Here is an 18,095-nt window from a genome sequence, read left to right as displayed (position 1 = left end):
GGCCATGCTACTGCGCTTGAAAAAGGAGATCTCGAACTTGAAATCATCCCTTGTTACGGAGGATTCTGTACCCGAAGTGGGGGCCATGGGTAATAGGGAAGAGGCTCGGAATGAGGCTGCTGCCGAGCGGGAGTTGATATTGGTGGCTTCAGAGGATAGGCATGTGCTTCACGAACTGACCGAAGCATTGTCTGATAGTTATGAGGTTGTGCGGGCAGAGGATGGAAATAAGGTAGTTCAACTGGCGGGCGAAAGCAATCCGGCCATCATTATTGCCGACATGATGTTGCCCGGTATTACGGGCTTGGAGCTTTGTCGGCAAGTGAGGGGCACGATAGAAACCAGTCATATCGCCGTTATCTTGTTCTCATCGATGTATGAGCGCGAGAATGTTATCTATGCGTTGGAGGCTGGTGCGGATGAGTTTTTCACCACACCCTTTGACATTGAGATTATGAAGGTGAGACTTCGTAACATTTTGAATCGTTCTCAACTGTTGCGTGAAGAGGTTTCGACGATGAGCAAAGAGCCCGATCAGATAGATTATAAGAGTTTGCTCGACAAGGAATTCATGGACCGTGTGCTTAAAATCATTGAGCGTCAGATGGATAATGCTGACTTTACGATTAATGAGTTCTGTTCAGAGTTGGCCATGAGTCGCTCATCGGTCTATCATAAACTCAAGACCCTGACCGGCAATGGTCCCAATGATGTGATAAGGGTAGTGAGGCTTAATCGGGCCAAGGAGTTGCTTGAGCAACACCGTTATAATATCTCTGAGGTGTCTATGATGGTGGGTTTCTCTGATCCAAAGTATTTCAGCACTTGTTTTAAAAAGCAATTTGGCATGAGTCCCAGTAAGGTATAGATTGGGAAGAAGCCAACATATAAAGTTTTATTGATTAGCTATTTTAAGGATTATGGCACATACTTTTTTAGGAATTGTATTGGGAGGAACCCGTCTGATGATAGGCGAAATCAGCTTACAAGGTGAATTGCTGCGGAAGAAAGATTACAAAACGGTGTTTTTCAATCAGGCATCGGCACAAGACATGATAATCTCTTCCCTGCATGATTATGAGTCTCATGTGGGTTGGGTAGGCGTTAAGCCCGTTGCGATGGGTGTCGGTTTGATAGGACGGGTTGACTCTGAGCGTGGTATTTGGCAGCAGATAGACCCCGATAGGACGCATCCCATCAATTTGGCACACACGCTTGAGGAGACTTTTGGCATGCCTTGTTTCATTGATAATGACGTGAAGGCGTCCACACGGGCCGTTATGCGATGGGGAGCAGGCCACGAGAGCAACAACTTTATCTACCTTTATATCGGTACGGGAATAGCTGCCAGTATCGTCATTGACGGTCAGCAGATTCGTGGCGCCCACTTTAATGCGGGTGAGGTAGGCCATTTAAAAGTGGGCACGAGTGTGGGTGTGCGTTGTGCTTGCGGCCGTACCGACTGCGTGGAGACCATCGCTTCATCGGTGGGTATTGACCGATGCGCCCGTATTCTGCGGAAAGATTATCCTGATACGGCATTGCAGGTGCCCAATAATGAGCGGGTCAGTGTGGAGGAAGTATTCAGATTGTCAAAGACCGGTGACCCTTTGTGTGTGCGATTGGCTGATAATGCGGCTAATGCTTTGGCTGACCTGATTATGAATCTGGTGCGAGTGACCGACCCGGACACCATTATTTTGGGAGGTGAAATGTTGGGTATAGAGGGTTTCTTGGACCAAGTGAAAATGAAACTTCAACCTATTACCATGCGCTTTGTGACGAAAGGAGTGGTGCCTACCCGACTTGACGCCCGCTATATTGGTCTTATTGGCGCAGGGGCTGTAGCCATTGATGGAATCGAAAAACAATCTAATCAATCATAAAACTAACATGAAAAAGCAATTCTATACATTATTCTTAATCATGATTTGTGCGCTTTTGCAGTTCAATGGCATGTCGGTTTGGGCGCAATCTGCCCGAAAGAGTCTTGTAACAGCGCCCCGTAGCGTGTTGGTACTGGCCGAGCAAGGCACGGGTCATCAAGGTTTTGTCGATGCGGCAACGAAGTGGCTCGACAGCGTTGCTGACAGTTTGAATTTGAAACTTACCTATGTAGCTGACATGAAAACTATGAAGGAGGGTGAGATATTTAAGTACAAAGCCATTATTCAGCTGAATTATCCACCTTATGCGTGGAGTAATGCCTCGGCCAAAGATTTTCAACGCTATATTGATGAGGGGCGAGGTGGATACGTAGGGCTTCATCATGCCACGCTCTTAGGTGACATCTTTGATGGTTATAAGATGTGGCAATGGTTCTCAGAGTTCATGGGTGGCATTCGTTTTGACCGTTACATAGCGCCTTTGGCCGATGGAACGGTGTGCGTGGAAGACGGAAAACATCCCGTTATGCGTGGCGTACCATCGGTTTTTGTGATACCTAATGATGAATGGTACACCTATGATCGCAATCCACGGGCCAATGTTCACGTGCTGGCTCATGTGGATGAAGCCAGCTATAAGCCGGTGTCGGATATTCGGATGGGCGATCATCCCGTTATTTGGACGAACCCTTCGAAAGCTGCTCGCAATGTTTATTTCCAAATAGGTCACCATGCTGACCTTATGTCAACACCGGCCTTTGTGCGTATGATGGGTAATGCCATTCGGTGGGCATTGGGCGATGATGATTAACATTGGGCTTAAATAATAGTAAAACTTTTAAAACTTAATATTCTATGAAACTGTTTTTTCGTTGCCTCTTTACGGTTTTGATATTGTGGTTTTGCACACCGGCACAAGGGCAAAGTGATTATCCGGCCAATTATGCCAAAGCTCCTCGCTTCAAGGCGCTTGTGTTTTATGACCCTACGGCTGAAGAAGCGCATGTTGAGTTTGACAAACAAGCAGTCCGGTTCTTCTACAAACTCACTTATGGTGAAGGCTTCTTACTCGATGTTACTACTGATTTCGGTAAATACAGTGGTCGTCTCAACGATTACGATGTGGTGATAATGCTCAATGCCATGCCCATGGACAAGGACCAGCGTCAGGCTTTTGAGCGCTATATGGAGAATGGTGGAGGCTGGGTAGGCTTCCATGCGGCCGGTTATAATGATAAGAACACAGGTTGGCCGTGGTTCAATAAGTTTTTGGGATGTGGCCATTTCCTCTGTAACAATTGGCCTCCTCAACCGGCACTGGTTGAGAATGATAAAGCTGATCATACCGTCATGTGTACGCTCCCATCCACTTTTATAGCTCCGGCCAGCGAGTTCTATCAGTGGAATCCCAGCCCTCGCCTCAATACAGACGTGGAAGTGCTGCTTTCCATTTCGCCAAAGATGTATCCTTTTGGCATTAAGGATGTTGTGAACTTTGGCGATTTCCCCGTTGTGTGGACCAATAAGAAGTATCGAATGATATACCTTAACATGGGACATGGTGATGAATGCTTTATTGACGCCACGCAAAATCTGCTCTTTGTCAATGCTTTCCGTTGGGTTGTAAGCCGTTCGCCGAAGGGTGATCCTTTTAAGAAATAAAGGTCTTACATATCGTGTTTGCGGCATAAAGCCGTTGAAGTTTGATAAATAAGTTAGTTGTGTTACCGGGTTGCATGCGTGAGTATGCAACCCGGTAAGTGTTTTTACTTGTCTGTAAACTTATTAATCATTTGATCATCGTCCGAGAACATACTATAAAAGGTTAAGGCCTTACCCGTTCTTCACAGAGCAGTGTAAGACCTTAACCTTAATTTAAACTGTCTTATTGTATGGATATACCCTCTCGGCATGTCCCTTTTAAAATGTAAATATACGCTGTATTTACATTATTTCGTGTATTCTTTTTATTCAGAAGTAAAGCACCAGTGCGTAGATATGGACGCCCATGCCGGATCGGTGAGGATAGCTCCCGGGTCGGGTTCTATGAGTACAAGTTCCTGATTGCTTAATACTGCTACATCATAGGTGCCCGACGATGGCTTCCCATCATAGTAAGTATAGCCTGCCGGTAGGGAAACGCCACTGAGTTTGAGTGTTCCTATCCACCCCGTTCCGGTAGGCGTACCGTTGCGGAATGCAGGTTTTAAGGCAGCCTTGTCGGCAGTTGTGCCAATGGTGAACGAAAAACTACCTTTTACGATGGTACCATCAGCCTTGTGCAAGGTGGCGTTGGCTCCTCCATTGAGGTCGAAAGTGATATATTCATCGGCCGAAACGGTAATGCCACCACTTGTCGTTTCACCCACCTTAGAGCATGACCAGTTAGGTACATCGGCACTCCATCCATAGCCACCCGCACCGTAACATCCCCAACTTCCACGTCCGGGATTGGGGTCCCAACGCCAAGTTTTTCCCTTGGCGGTAGCTCCTGCCAGCATAGCCCACGCAGGATTAAGCGGGTGATCAATCTTTTCAATGGTGACTTTCTTCTCTACTACCACCTGTCCTCCTCCGCAAGTGGCATAGAATTTCAGTGTTTGCTCACCCAAGAAGGGCAGTAGTACCGTGTCAACGGGTAAGGTTGTCGTACCTACAAGGTAGTCCCACATGCCGGCTATGCCCTTATTTTTATTGGTGATAATTAGCATGTTGCTGCCCGGTGTTACGCCATGTATGTCAAGATTGGCAGCAATCTCGTCGGCTGATTGTGTGCTTCCCAGCGACTCGCTATCAGTCGCGGCGTCGAGGCAGGACGCCATTGTCAGTGTGATAAGCGCTACTGACAAGGTATAGAAGATATTTTTTAGTTTCATATTTTCTGCTATTTATATGTTGTAAGTAAACTGTTCTCCATGCGAAATCAGAAGTTTCCCTCGTCGCTTTTCCATCCTTCATTTTGTATGAGCACACCTTGTGACTTTTGAATTTCCTCATCAGGGATGGGCAAAAATCCGTGAGTTTCCTTTCGGAAAGGTAAAGAGAGTGTCGCATCCTTCTTCTGATTGCGTACCTTTACGTTGTGACGATGCGTCGTAATGAGGTCTTCCTTGTGCCAACGCAGCAGGTCATAGTAGCGTATTCCTTCAAAAGCAAGCTCCCATCGGCGCTCATTTTGAATGTTCTCTGCCGTTACGGGGACCGACGCAAGCCCAACCCGCTTGCGTACCCGGTCGAGATATTCCTGCGCGTGGCCGCTTCCAAGCTCTGCCCCCATGAGCAATACGTCGGAGAAGCGGATGAGATAGAAATCCTGAAGGTTGTTCGATTGATAATCGAGCGTGTTCAATGACGGATACAAATGCCAATAGAGAGGTTCTATTCCCTTACCGAGATAGTTCTCTGTGGTCGCATCGTCAGCCTTGGTGCTGATGGCCGTGTACTTCTTATTCCAAAGATGGGTGTCTTGTACCTGATTCTGCGCGCCGTCCACATAGTTCTTGAAACCTTCATTCGGGTCGTCTACATTGAGTATGGAGCCCGTTCTTCGAGGGTCATTCTTCGGCCAGTTCTCGTAAAGTTCGCAATTCACGGGTCCTACGCCCCATCCTTCGCCATAAGGATAGCAGTCCATCCATTTGTTGCCACCCTCGTCCTGATAGCGCAAACTGAAGAAAAGAGCTTCATTGTTGCGGGCTTCCCATTCGGCTCCGGAGTGCTTTATCACCATTACGGCTTCAGGATTATTGCCGTCTTCGCCTATCCACGACAGATGATTGCTTACGTTATACGTGTAATCGGGCACAGCCGAATAAGGCCAAAGATTACGGAATTCCGGCAACAAGCTGTGCCCCGATTGGGCCACACAATCGTCGATATAGCCGATAACCTTGTCTTTTGTCAGTTCTCCGCCATCGCCGGGCAGCTTTATAGCGCTTTGGTTGTAATATCCTGTGTAGAAAAGGAACACCCGGGCAAGCATGGCTTCGCCGGCCCATTTCGTGGCGTGACCGTCTGACCCCACCCCCGTTTTCCATTTATCAGCAGGGAGCAGGTTGATGGCTTGCAACAAGTCAGCCGCTATCTGTCCGTACATGACCTCAGGAGTAGCCTGCGGGTTGTTCTGCGGATCGGGCGTCAATACGAGTGGAACATTGCCGAAGGCACGGGCCAACTCAAAGTAATAATAGGCTCTGAGGAAGTAAGTCTCGCCTATAATCCGATTATGTACCCCGTCATTGTCCCAATTGATGCGATTCTCTTGCTGCAAAAGAAAGTTAGCTCGATAGATACCTTCCCAACGCAAGTCCCAAAAGCTGGCGTACATATTCTCACTTGTCTTGGTAAATGAGGCAATGGCCTGCATGTCGTGGTCATCCGTTCCTCCACCGGCCAGCCGATCATCGCTCATCAGTTCGGCCGTAAGGAAACTGGAACTCTGCGGCATGTTGGCATTGCCCATTATGGGGCGATACATCGCCGTGAGCACTTCCTCGGCGTCACTTGTCGATACCGGGAAGATACCACTGTCTTTCTTTGTCAGGTTCTGCGTGTCAAGAAAACTGTCAGAACAGCTTCCCAGCACGGCAATCATGCTTATTAATAAAAATATTTTTTTCATAGTGATGTCAGAATTTAATGTTAGCTCCAATGATAAATGTGCGGGTTGAGGGATAGTTTCCTATGTCGACACCTTGTGACCAGCCCGCATAAGCGCCGTAACCTACCTCGGGATCCATGCCTTTATAGCCCGTGATGGTGAACAGATTGTTCATCGATATATAGAGGCGAAGCTGTGACAGAGGCAGTCGAGGGGCCACTTCTTTAAAGTCATAACCCAAGGTTATGTTGCTCATTCTGAAGTAATCGGCATTGTCAATGTAAATATCGGATATGTATTTCCAGTTGGAGTTAGGCGAAGCGGAAATCTTCGGATAGCGGTTCGAGGTACCTTCTCCATGCCAGCGGTGGGCAGCCAAATCCATCGTAAAGTTGTCTTTGGGATTATCACCGAAGTCTCTGTAAGAGTGAGCTATCTGTTGTCCGAAGGCACCGGTGCCGCTGAAAGAGAAGTCGAAGCCCTTGTATGCGGCATTGAAGTTCAGTCCTAAGATTACGTCGGGGTGGGGATCGCCAATCATCGTGCGGTCTTCGGCCGATATGATACCGTCCTCGTTCACGTCCTTGAAGATGACATCGCCCGGCGTGGCACCCGGCATGATGGGCCGACCGTCCTTGTTCACATAGGCCTTTACTTGCTCCATGTTCTGGAATATGCCGAGTGTCTTGTAGCCATAGAAGAACCCGATGGGCCTACCCACTTGCACACGGGTGATGAAATCGGTCTGTGTGGAGAGGGCGTCGCTGCTTCCGTTGATGATACCTTCGCCGTTAGCCAATCGTGTCACCTCATTTTTATTGTAGCCAAAGTTGAGCGATGCGCCGTAAGTAAGCCCGAAAGCTGTGCGATCATTCCAGTTAAGTCCCAGCTCAACACCGCTGTTCCTGATGTCGCCACCATTGATATAGGGCGCTCCCGTGCCATAAGAAGCCAAGACGGGAGCCTGAACCAGCCAATCCTTAGTGGTCTTTACGTAGTAGTCGAAGGCCAGTCCGAGCCGGCTTTTCAGGAAACGTGCGTCCAAACCGAGGTCAAACTGCTCCGATGTTTCCCAAGTAATGTCCTCATTGGCCAGTATGTCGGGATAGGAGCCAATGGTCTTTGAGCTTTTGTCTGGGCCAAAGAAATAAGGCGCGCCGCCTACATTGATGGTGGCCAAGTATTGAAAGTTGGCAATGGAACAGTTGCCGTTGCGGCCCCAGCTGGCACGGAGTTTCAGGTAGTCGAGCCAGTTCTTGGTTGTTTCCATGAACTTTTCGTTAGTTACGTTCCAACCTGCCGATACCGAGGGGAAAGTGCCCCAACGGTGGTGTTTGGCAAAATTGGAAGAACCGTCGGTACGTAGAATCACGGTAGCCATGTAACGATTGTCGTAATCATAGTTCACGCGAGCGAAGTAAGAGAGCAGGCCTCCTTTGCCGGAAGGGTTGCCCCACATGCCCCAAGTCGATATGGCCGCCTGCTGCTCTGTGTTGGATAAGTAGGCATGTTGCCAATCGCCAAAGGTGGATTTCTGTCGATTGCCACCCACACTCTCGCCCAATCCCCATCTTTCAGCCGACATTCCGGCCAGCAAGTCTACGTGATGAAGGCGCTTAATATCCAGCTTATAGTTGGCCGTATTCTCCCAAGACCAAGCATAGTCGTTGCCCGATCCCTGCGACGTATCGTTGTTGGTACGCTGAAAACTGCCACCTAAGTCGTAGGTGTCGGCAAAGCTCCGGCTGGTCCAACCGGCATAGCCGAAGCCTAAGGTAGAACGTATGAGGAGGTCCTTGATGGGTTGTAGCACAATGTAGAAGTTGCCCCGGGCCGAATAGTTCTTGCTACTGTTGTTCTTGCCGTCGTACCATAGGCGGGCCACAGGGTTGGCACGTAGCGAGCTCCATGAGCTGACGGTCTTGGAGAAGTTGCCATTCTCGTCATATACGGTTTGAAAAGGAAAGGCTTCCATGGCCCAACGTATGTTGTTATTGTAAGGCCCGTCGGTCTGTACTCCCAAGCCTTTGTTGGTCGTCATGTTAAGAGTCAGGTTCTGGCCAAGCCTCAATATGTTGTATCGAGAGCCCTTGATGGCTGTCCATTCAGAATTGAACCGGCCCGTATAACGTTCATATTTTGACTCGAAATACTTACGTCCGATGATACCCTCCTGCGCCGTATAGCCTATGCCCAGTGAGTAGTTGCCGTTGTCGTTGCCTCCTGATAGTCCCAAGGAGTAGTTCTGCTGGGGTGCGTCCTTGCCCACTATTTCGTTTATCCAATTGGTTCCTTGCCACGTACCATCCTCTATTTTGTCCCAATTGGGGACGATAGTGGCGAAGTCGAAAGGCATGAGCCCGTCATTGATTTGCGCCTCGTTCATGATGGTGGCATATTCCTTTGCATTGAGCATTTGGGGCTTTCGTGCAATGTTTTGCCATCCCACATAAGCGTCAAACGTAAGTTGGGCCTTACCGGCCTTGCCTTTCTTGGTTGTCACGAGGATGACACCATTGGCCGCACGTGCGCCATAGATGGCCGTGGAGGCGGCGTCTTTCAGAATGTCGATTGACTCTATGTCTTCAGGGTTGAGGTCGTTAAGATTGCCGATACCGCCCACCAATCCGTCGATAACGCAGATAGGCGAGGCGTCGCCCATGGTTCCGAGTCCGCGGATGGATACCTTAAAGCCTGCCCCGGGCTTGCCCGAGTTAGATACGATCTGCACGCCCGGCGTCATACTGCTCAACGCTCCCACGGGCGAAACCATGTTCATCTTGGCTATATCGTCACCTTTTACTTGCACGGTGGCACCGGTCACCAATTTCTTTTTCTGCACTCCGTAGCCCACTACGACCACTTCGTTGAGCGATTGGGGACTGTCTTGCAGCGTGATGGTTACGGGGCGGCCCGATGAGTTGACGGTAACTTCCGCGGTCGTGTAGCCCACAAAGGATATGACAAAGGTCTCCCCGGCTTTGGCGGATAAAGAAAACTTGCCATCAAGGTCGGTAACGGTACCTCTTCCTGTGCCTTTCACTTGCACGCTGGCTCCCGTCACAGGTTCTCCGGAATTGTCGCGCACGGTTCCTTCTACGTTGACTTGTTGTGCCATCAGTGTGATGCAGCAGCAAAATAGCGTAAAGAAGGTTAGAATAAGTCTTTTTCGCATAAATGTAATTATTAGGTTAAATCAAGTTTGTTGGCGCAAAGATACGCCCTAAACAAGCAGGGGTGGGTTTGAAAAAAGATATTTAAGGTTGATAAAAATACTTTTTTGAGAGTGGCTGTGGTCGTGAGGTTGAAAAACAAGCAAATAGCGGTGGTTTTTTAAACCTTTTGCTCTTTAAAAGTCAAAGTTGCCCTTTCGTCGGCTCAAAGCAGGCTTCCTGCGACGTCATTGCGGGCCTTTGGAACGGTCGAAAAGGCCCTTTCGTAAAGTGGGAGTGAAGTTGTGATCGGTAGGGAGTGTCTATACCTGAATATCAAGGGATTCGTGATGTGATATGATTTCCGGCCGGCGTGGTGTTAATAAATAGGTGGAAAACAAGTCATGGCTGCAAGTTCGTTGGACGATTCATGCGGTGGAAAGGGATATTTCGGCAGTGGTTGAAATTTTATCGGCGATGGTTTGTTCTTTGATATATTTACGCTATTTGTCTGTTTTTCTACTTTAATTATTTTGTTTTCAACCCGTTCGCGGTCGGCTTTCCCTACTTTTGCGTCAGAAGTTTTTATCAACCTAATATCTATAACGCTAAATCTTATGGAAATAATGCTAAATCTTTCTTCATGGTTCCGAGACGGAGTCCATCGAAGAGCCTTATTGTCTTTCCTCTGTCTGCTGCTGACGATGGGCTTGCAGGCGCAGGAAGTTAAAATCAGTGGTCATGTAAGGTCGGCTTCCGACGGTGAACCTTTGGTGGGAGTAAGCGTCGCCTTGGCGGGTAGAGCGGGCGGCAGCGTGACCGATATAGATGGAAATTACACGCTGGTGGCCCGTGTGGGCGACCGACTTGTGTTTAGTTATGTAGGCTTTATGCCTGCCGAGGCCAACGTTGTAAGCGGTAAGACGGTTTACGACATGGCGCTTCGGGAAGACGCCAAGTCGCTCGAGGAAGTCGTGGTCGTGGGCTATGGCGTGCAGCGAAAGAGCGTCCTCACCTCCGCGGTAAGCAGAGTTACGGGTGACGAACTCGATAAAGGAAGTCCTACCAACATAGAGAATGCGCTCAAAGGTAAGGTGTCGGGCGTCATGATAACGTCGGAGTCGGGCCAGCCCGGCGCCTCATCTAAGGTGAGAATCCGCGGTGTCGGTACGGTTAACAATTCGGAACCACTCTATATTGTTGACGGAATGCCGTCGGAAAGCGGTATCGATAACCTTAATCCCGCTGACATCGAGTCGGTTGAAATATTGAAAGACGCCGCCTCGGCCGCCATCTACGGTGCACGGGGAGCCAACGGCGTGGTGCTCGTGACGACCAAAAGCGGGCGAACGGGTAAGGTAAGCGTGAATTACGAAGTAAGCTATGGTCTTCAGAATCCTGACAAACACCTCGACCTCTTGGGCAGCAAGGATTATCAAATGCTGATAAACGAAATGGCGACCAACTCGGGAAAGGCGGCTTATTTCGCCCGGCCGGTGAGCGTGGATACCGATTGGCAGAAGGCGGTGCGCCATGACAATGCCCCCATCGTGCGGCATAAGCTGGCCGTGAGCGGCGGTACTGACAGGCAGACTTTCTATTTGTCGCTGGGTTATATTGACCAAGACGGCATATTCGGAAAGGGATATACGGGCTACAGTCGTACCAACTTCAGGTTGAATTACAGCAATGTGCTGCTCGATACGCAGTCGCGTAACTGGCTGAACCGCATACAGATGGGAGCCATCGTGAGCCATTCGCGGGCCAAACTGAAAGGCTCGACCATCGGAAACAGTGAAGTGGGCGGACTGATGGCCTCGCTCAACATGCTGCCCCCTACCGAGCCGGTGTACCAAACCGACGCCGACGTATTGTCGACCTATGACCTTACTTATCCCAATCACGTGGTGGCGCCCGACGGAAGGGCCTATAACATCATTGAAATGCGTGAGATAGTGAATCCGCTGGCCGATCTTCAGGTAAATCATAACCAAGTGAATATACCGGTGACCCATAGCTATAACTTCAATGTAGACTTCAGTCTGTTGCCCGGATTGAAGTTGAAGACTACCTTCGGTCTTAGCTATCGCAACGCCACCACACGGCGGGTGGTGCCGGCGTATGAGCTGAATGCCACCTCGAAAAACGCCACTTCATTGGTACAGAACGATAAGTCTGATAGTCGTTTCTGGCAATGGGAGAACGTATTGTCCTACAATAAGGCCTTCGGACTTCACGGACTGGGCGCCTTGGTGGGTACCAGCATGTCGGCCTATCACCACGACTGGCTCGGAGGGTCGGACTTCAACCTGCTAAGCACGGCGCTGTCGAAGGGTTATATTGACACGGCCACGGCGCCCGATGAGGATTCGAGGATATGGGGAAGCGCCGGTGACCATCGCATGGCCTCACTCTTTACCCGTTTGAATTACAATTACGCCGAGAAATATTTGGCCGAAGTAGTGGTACGTCGTGACGGTTCGTCCAATTTCAGCCGTGCTCATCAGTACGCGACGTTCCCCTCCGTGTCGTTGGGATGGGTCATCAGCAAGGAACGTTTCATGGAGTCCTTGTCGTCATGGCTCGACTTTGCCAAGCTCAGACTTAGCTGGGGGCAGAACGGCAACGAGAATATAGGCGCCTTTCAGTACACCACGATGATGGCCCAAGGCAAGAACGCCGTGATTGACGGTAAGGTATATACGGGCATGTTGCCGGCCGGTTACTCCAATGCGGAGCTGAAATGGGAGACTTCCGAACAAACCGATTTAGGACTCGACCTTTATTTCTTCAAGCGTGCGCTTACGTTCTCGGTTGATTATTTTGTGAAAACCACGAAGGACATGTTGCTTTGGAAGCCTATTCCCCTTTATACCAGCTATGGCGGGATGACCGTTAATGGCGGCAAGGTGCGCAACGAGGGCGTCGAAATGGAATTGGGGTATAAGTTTGGTTCCGGCGATTTCAGGTTCGGACTAACGGCCAATGCCTCGTATATAAAGAACAAGGTGGTAGACCAAGGCAATGACCGTACGGGTATTGACGGTATCACCGGTGGTATGGGAGGACAGGTGACCTACAGTGAGAATGGACGTCCTTATGGCTTCTTCTATGGTTATCAGACGTTAGGCGTGTTTCAGAATCAAAGCGAAATCGATAATTACAAGACTCCCGACGGCGTAGTATGTCAGCCCGGAGCCAAGCCCGGCGACTTAAAGTTCCGTGATCGTGACGGTAAGAACGGTGTTGACGCCAATGACCGGACGATGATTGGTAACCCTATTCCCGAATGGACATACGGTCTTACCTTGAATGCCTCATGGCGGGGATGGGACGCTACGGCCTTTGTTCAGGGTACTATAGGTAATGACATTTATAAACTTTATCGGCGGTCAAACGTGGCTTTGGGTAATTTTGAGAAGATGTGGCTCAACCGTTGGCACGGAGAAGGAACTTCCAATACGGTGCCTCGAATCGTGGAAGGCGATAACAATAACTATCAGATTTCGGACTTCTTTGTTCAGGACGGTTCTTATCTGCGACTGAAAGTGGCCCAGATAGGCTATACGTTGCCCGAGACGATGACACGTAGGTGGGGTGTAGAGAAGCTGCGTTTATTCCTGCAAGGAGAGAATTTGTTTACCATTACGGGCTACGATGGCTACGATCCTGAAGTGGGCACACGCAATGGGCTTGATTCGGGTACCTATCCGCAGGCCAGAGTGTTGACCGTTGGCGCAAGTATTTCATTTTAAACATTAAGCAATCATTATGAAAACAATATATAAAACCATATTGGGCACCGCGGCTTTCATGGCTGTGGGCTTGGAATTTACGGCTTGTTCGGACTTCTTGGAAACGGAACCGGCCTCGCAGATTTCCGAGAGTGAGTATTATACCACGGAGGAAGAAATGATGAAAGGGCTATATGCCTTGATGGACGAAGTGCAGATTCGACTGATGGAAGTGTGGTCTTACTCTTCGTTGTTGTCTGATGAGTCGGAAACGGGTGGCGGCATAGGTGAAGGTTCTTACAAGACAAAGTGGGACCACTTCAGCTATGATGGCAACAGTTGTTTCGGCGCTTGGGGCTATGGCTCGTGGTGGAACGAGTGGGACTATGGACTTTACAACGGTGTCATAGCTGCCAATAAACTGATAGATCACCTTGCGGGAAGCAGTCTTAATGGCGACTTCGTGAAGCGAGTTGACGCAGAGGCAAAATTTTATAGAGCCCTTTTCTACAATTATTTGTGGATGGGGTATGAGGAGATTCCACTCATTACACGGTCAATGTCGCCCGCTGAAATGTATGAGGTGCATAAAGGGAGCAGGCAGGAAGTGTATGATTTTATGCTCTCAGACCTTGCCGATGAGGTTACGCAGAACCTGCCTGAACGGACCGGGACGCCACAAGGTAGGGTGTGTCGTGACGCGGCCAAGCTGTTGCGCACGAAGATCATTCTCTTTCATAGGGATGAGGCCAAGTATCAGCAGGCGCTCAATGACATGAAGGAAATTATTAACAGCGGTCGTTATGCGCTCAATCCTGACTATCAAAGCCTTTGGTGGAAAAAAGGCGAATGGGGCAGGGAGTCTATTTACGAAGTGGCCTTTGCCGGCAATAATACGGGCGAGGGCAACAGTGTTTGTCGCTCGGTGGGCGGACGAAACATCATCGATCCGCGGAGCGCGGAGCAGGGTGGACTGTGCGAGGGCTATGGTCAGAACACCATGCCATCGACCATCTATAAGATGTTTGAGCCGGGCGATACCCGTAGGGAAGGCACGGTTATCGTGTGGGCCGATGAAATGAAGAAGGTGAATGACCTCGTGTCGGCGGGAAAACTGGCCGCGGGAAGTCGTTTTAATGTGAGTGAGCAGCAGGAGAATTACGAAGGATTGGGCCATTATAAATATCAACCGCGCAAGGAGAGTGCGTCTGATGTGAATCCGCTTTACAACTATGCGGCCTCTTATCGGTTCTATCGCTATGCCGATGTGCTCCTATTGGCTACCGAATTGCAAGCTCGAATCCATGGAAAGGTGGATGGCGAAGGGCAGAAATGGTTTGACCAGATTAGGGATAGGGCCTTTGGCGACACAGCGCATAGGCTGAATCTGTCGGCTATGTCTAAGCAGCAACTGTTGGATGTCATCTTTAAGGAGCGTGGTTATGAGTTTATCGACGAGATGCAACGCTGGTTTGATATTCTGAGATTTGATAAAGGAACGGAGATTTTGGCCGCGAAAGGTTGGACGGAAAAGTATAGGTATTTCCCGATAGACCAGTCGGAAATAGATCGTTCTAAAGGTCATCTGACGCAGAATCCCGGTTGGAGCAAGTAATAGTTTGATAAGTGAAATCATTTTATTCATTAGTCGGCCGGGAGAAAGCGCCCGGCCGGCTATCAAATAACAATGCTATATGAAAATAGGTGTAGATGTTGGAGGAACAAATCTCAGGGCCGGACTTGTTGACGGAGGGCAATTGATAGAGGTTATTGATGTGAATTGTCCCGCCGATGGATCGGAACAAGAGGTCATGGAGGCTATTTTTGATGTGATAGGTCGCTTGTGGATTCCTTCGGTGATGGGCATAGGAGTGGGTATTCCTTCATTGGTTGACGCAGAAAAGGGGATTGTATATAATGTTGTGAATATCCCTTCATGGAAAAAAGTGTACCTCAAGGAAGCCTTGGAGAACCGTTTTAAGGTGGAAGTGGGTATCAATAACGATGTCAACTGTTTTGCCTTAGGCACTCATTGTTATGGGGCGGGCCAAAGTTTTCAGCATATTGTGGCCATAACCTTGGGCACGGGGCTGGGCGCCGGCCTGATTATCAATGACCGACTGTACGGAGGTAATAATACGGGAGCAGGCGAGATAGGTTGTCTGCCCTATTTGGAGCATAACTTTGAGTACTACTGTAGCAATGCTTTTTTTAAGCGTAATTACCATTGCTGTGCGGCGGATCTTTCGTCAAAATTTGATGAGAAAACCATGGTGCGGGCTTGGAATGAGTTTGGTCAGCACTTGGGACGATTGGTGTGTGCGGTGATTGACGCCTATGATCCCCAAGCCATCGTCTTTGGAGGAGGCATTTCGAGGAGCTTTGATTGCTTTCGGCCTGCTATGTTGGCTGAAGTTTCCCGCTTTCCTTTCCCCGAAACGGTGCGGCGTTTGCGTATTTTAAGAGAAGAGACTACCCATGTGGCGCTGTTGGGAGCCTCGTTGTTGATAGGATAGAAAAAGGCCGTGACCAACAAATGATTGGGTCACGGCCTTTTTGTTTGTATGTATTGAAAAAGTGGAAATGCTTTTCCGGCTTGTGATTCGATGGTCGGGTTAGTCGTTAAACTGGTTCTCGACAATCTCGGTCAGGACGTTTTTGATGTCAAGTCCTGCGGCACTTACCTGCTGGGGAATGAAGCTGGTGACGGTCATTCCGGGCGTGGTGTTGATTTCGAGCATGTTGATCTTGTCGTTACCGTCCTTGTCTTTCGATATGATATAGTCAATACGAATGATTCCGTTGGCATGAAGAATATCGTAGATGCGGCTGGTTTCTTTGGCTACTTGCTCTGTTGTTTCCTTTGAAAGACGGGCGGGAGTGATCTCCTGAACCTGTCCGTTGTACTTGGCATCATAGTCGAAGAACTCGTTGCTGGTGACAACTTCAGTGGCGGGAAGCACAACCGTGTGTTCTCTTGTCTTGTAAATACCTTGTGAGATTTCGGTTCCTTCAAGGAAAGATTCGACCATTACTTCGTCGCTTTCCATGAAAGCCACGCGTAAGGCGGGAGCCAATTGGTCGATATTCTTTACTTTCGATACGCCGAAACTGCTGCCGTCGGCTGCGGGTTTCACGAAACAAGGCATTCCTATGCGCTTTTCGATGGCTTCCTCGTCGTAGTCTTCGCCTCTGCGGAGCAAGAGACTGTCGGCCACATTGACGCCAAAGCCACGCAGGTAGTTATTGAGTACGTATTTGTCAAAGGTCATTGCCTCCACCAAAACGCCGCTGGTACTGTAGGGAATGCCCAAGAGCTCAAAGTAACTTTGCATCAGTCCGTTCTCACCGGGCTGTCCGTGGATGGTGATATAGGCGTAATCAAAGAGCACTGCCTTACCGTTGAGCAGGAAAGAGAAGTCGTTTTTGTCGATTTGGGCAGTTTCTCCATTCTCCAAATCCACGTGCCAATCTTGACCTTTGATGTCAACGATGTAGATGTTGTACTTCTCTTTGTCGAAAAAAGAATAGAGTCCTTGGGCTGATCGCAAGGATACATCATGTTCGGATGAGTCTCCACCGCATACGATGGCAATGTTTCTCTTTAATATTTCCATTTATCTTGTCTTTTATTTTATTCAAATGTGTTTGCTGTGGTGCCCTTAATGAAGTGGCGCCATTTATCTATGAGTTGGGCAAAGTCGGTTGGCCACTCGCTGTTGAAGTCCATTTGCTGCTTTGTCGTGGGGTGGATGAAGCCCAATGTCTTTGCGTGGAGCGCCTGTCGTGGGCATAATTTAAAGCAGTTTTGTATGAATGCCTTGTAGGTGCTGCTGCGTTGACCGCGCAAGACTTCGTTTCCACCGTAGCGCTCGTCACAAAACAAGGGGTGACCGATGTGCTTCATGTGGGCACGTATCTGATGTGTGCGGCCCGTTTCGAGGATACATTCCACTAATGTTGTATAGCCGTAGCGCTCTATCACACGATAATGGGTGACCGCGGGCTTGCCTATCTCGGAGTCGGGAGCAAAGACTTTCATGCGCAGACGGTCTTTGGGGTCGCGTCCGATATTGCCTTCGATGCGTCCTTCGTCATCTATCAGGTTGCCCCATACGAGTGCATGATAGCTTCGATGCGTGGTTTTGTTGAAGAATTGTTTGCCTAATACGGTCTTGGCCTCGGGTGTCTTGGCTACGACCAGCAGGCCGCTGGTATCTTTGTCAATGCGATGTACGAGGCCCACTTCGGGATCGTTAGGGTCAAATTCCTTGACATCTTTCATGTGCCAAGCCACCGCGTTGATCAGTGTTCCCGTGAAATTACCGGCTCCGGGGTGCACCACCATCCCTGCTTCCTTATTAATGACCATCAATTGGTCGTCTTCGTAGACGATGGTCAAGGGTATATCCTCGGCTACAACGGATGAGTCGTGCTTCGGTTTGTCAAGCATGAGGGTGATAACATCGGCCGGTCTAACCTTATAATTGCTCTTGACCGGAGTGCCGTTTACAAAGATGAAACCTGCGTCGGCCGCGTTCTGAATACGGTTTCGGCTCTGATAAGGATTCTTCTCTGCCAGATATTTATCGATTCTGACAGGGCTTTGGCCCGGATCAACCTCTATTTTCCAATGTTCATAGAGCCCCGGTTCGGTATCACTACTTGGAAAAACACTCTCTTCAAGCAGGTCATCCTCTAAGGGACTCATCATATTTGGTTC

12 protein-coding genes are annotated in these 18,095 nt (G+C 49.2%); 7 read left to right on the top strand and 5 right to left on the bottom strand.

All coding sequences use genetic code 11. From position 1 onward, the window contains the following. The first annotated feature begins 37 nt into the window (after positions 1–37). From VIR50_RS10440 to VIR50_RS10425, 4 genes are read left to right on the top strand one after another with little or no spacing between them, the layout of a single operon-like run. Entirely contained in the window at positions 38–868 is an 831-nt protein-coding gene (locus VIR50_RS10440) for a response regulator transcription factor (protein ID WP_331935067.1), read from the top strand. A 52-nt stretch (positions 869–920) separates the two neighbouring features. Beyond that, positions 921–1,886 carry an ROK family protein gene (locus VIR50_RS10435; protein ID WP_331935066.1) on the top strand — a complete coding sequence of 322 codons (966 nt, stop codon included), beginning with the start codon at positions 921–923 and terminating at the stop codon, positions 1,884–1,886. A gap of 7 nt (positions 1,887–1,893) precedes the next feature. Beyond that, positions 1,894–2,697, top strand: coding sequence for a ThuA domain-containing protein (locus VIR50_RS10430; protein ID WP_331935065.1), 804 nt, complete (start codon positions 1,894–1,896; stop codon positions 2,695–2,697). 44 nt (positions 2,698–2,741) lie between these two features. Continuing rightward, entirely contained in the window at positions 2,742–3,548 is an 807-nt protein-coding gene (locus VIR50_RS10425) for a ThuA domain-containing protein (RefSeq protein WP_331935064.1), read from the top strand. A 305-nt stretch (positions 3,549–3,853) separates the two neighbouring features. Here the strand turns inward: VIR50_RS10425 and VIR50_RS10420 are convergent, their stop codons facing one another. The 3 genes from VIR50_RS10420 to VIR50_RS10410 are packed head-to-tail and all read right to left on the bottom strand — an operon-like array spanning position 3,854 to position 9,661. After that, entirely contained in the window at positions 3,854–4,762 is a 909-nt protein-coding gene (locus tag VIR50_RS10420; RefSeq protein ID WP_331935063.1) for a hypothetical protein, read from the bottom strand. Positions 4,763–4,809: 47 nt separating this feature from the next. Beyond that, a complete protein-coding gene (locus VIR50_RS10415; protein ID WP_331935062.1) occupies positions 4,810–6,507 on the bottom strand; it encodes a RagB/SusD family nutrient uptake outer membrane protein in 1,698 nt (565 codons plus the stop codon). Between the two features lie 7 nt (positions 6,508–6,514). Beyond that, the gene (locus VIR50_RS10410; protein ID WP_331935061.1) at positions 6,515–9,661 is read right to left on the bottom strand and encodes a SusC/RagA family TonB-linked outer membrane protein; all 3,147 of its coding nucleotides are present in this window, start codon (positions 9,659–9,661) and stop codon (positions 6,515–6,517) included. Between the two features lie 594 nt (positions 9,662–10,255). On the opposite strand from VIR50_RS10410, the gene VIR50_RS10405 reads away from it, so the two are divergent. From VIR50_RS10405 to VIR50_RS10395, 3 genes are all read left to right on the top strand, one after another. Next, positions 10,256–13,393, top strand: coding sequence for a SusC/RagA family TonB-linked outer membrane protein (locus VIR50_RS10405; RefSeq protein WP_331935060.1), 3,138 nt, complete (start codon positions 10,256–10,258; stop codon positions 13,391–13,393). A 16-nt stretch (positions 13,394–13,409) separates the two neighbouring features. Further along, the gene (locus tag VIR50_RS10400) at positions 13,410–14,987 is read left to right on the top strand and encodes a RagB/SusD family nutrient uptake outer membrane protein (protein WP_331935059.1); all 1,578 of its coding nucleotides are present in this window, start codon (positions 13,410–13,412) and stop codon (positions 14,985–14,987) included. A 79-nt stretch (positions 14,988–15,066) separates the two neighbouring features. Beyond that, on the top strand, positions 15,067–15,888 hold the full coding sequence (locus VIR50_RS10395) for an ROK family protein (RefSeq protein ID WP_331935058.1): 822 nt from the start codon (positions 15,067–15,069) through the stop codon (positions 15,886–15,888). A 99-nt stretch (positions 15,889–15,987) separates the two neighbouring features. On the opposite strand, the gene VIR50_RS10390 is transcribed toward VIR50_RS10395, so the two are convergent. Both VIR50_RS10390 and VIR50_RS10385 read right to left on the bottom strand, forming a co-directional pair. Further along, positions 15,988–16,989 (bottom strand): D-alanine--D-alanine ligase, encoded by a 1,002-nt coding sequence (locus VIR50_RS10390; protein WP_331935057.1) that lies wholly within the window; start codon positions 16,987–16,989, stop codon positions 15,988–15,990. A 17-nt stretch (positions 16,990–17,006) separates the two neighbouring features. Beyond that, on the bottom strand, positions 17,007–18,083 hold the full coding sequence (locus VIR50_RS10385) for an RluA family pseudouridine synthase (protein WP_331935084.1): 1,077 nt from the start codon (positions 18,081–18,083) through the stop codon (positions 17,007–17,009). Positions 18,084–18,095: the final 12 nt, after the last annotated feature.

The organism is Prevotella sp. (genome assembly GCF_036570325.1).
In the GTDB taxonomy this organism is placed as follows: Bacteria; Bacteroidota; Bacteroidia; order Bacteroidales; family Bacteroidaceae; genus Prevotella.
This window is presented reverse-complemented; position numbering and strand designations above follow the sequence as displayed.

Coding starts and splice junctions, on each gene's coding strand:
- VIR50_RS10390 (WP_331935057.1), bottom strand. CDS start 16,989: ATGGAAATATTAAAGAGAAACATTGCCATCGTATGCGGTGGAGACTCA.
- VIR50_RS10400 (WP_331935059.1), top strand. CDS start 13,410: ATGAAAACAATATATAAAACCATATTGGGCACCGCGGCTTTCATGGCT.
- VIR50_RS10385 (WP_331935084.1), bottom strand. CDS start 18,083: ATGAGTCCCTTAGAGGATGACCTGCTTGAAGAGAGTGTTTTTCCAAGT.
- VIR50_RS10435 (WP_331935066.1), top strand. CDS start 921: ATGGCACATACTTTTTTAGGAATTGTATTGGGAGGAACCCGTCTGATG.
- VIR50_RS10420 (WP_331935063.1), bottom strand. CDS start 4,762: ATGAAACTAAAAAATATCTTCTATACCTTGTCAGTAGCGCTTATCACA.
- VIR50_RS10430 (WP_331935065.1), top strand. CDS start 1,894: ATGAAAAAGCAATTCTATACATTATTCTTAATCATGATTTGTGCGCTT.
- VIR50_RS10410 (WP_331935061.1), bottom strand. CDS start 9,661: ATGCGAAAAAGACTTATTCTAACCTTCTTTACGCTATTTTGCTGCTGC.
- VIR50_RS10405 (WP_331935060.1), top strand. CDS start 10,256: ATGGAAATAATGCTAAATCTTTCTTCATGGTTCCGAGACGGAGTCCAT.
- VIR50_RS10425 (WP_331935064.1), top strand. CDS start 2,742: ATGAAACTGTTTTTTCGTTGCCTCTTTACGGTTTTGATATTGTGGTTT.
- VIR50_RS10395 (WP_331935058.1), top strand. CDS start 15,067: ATGAAAATAGGTGTAGATGTTGGAGGAACAAATCTCAGGGCCGGACTT.
- VIR50_RS10415 (WP_331935062.1), bottom strand. CDS start 6,507: ATGAAAAAAATATTTTTATTAATAAGCATGATTGCCGTGCTGGGAAGC.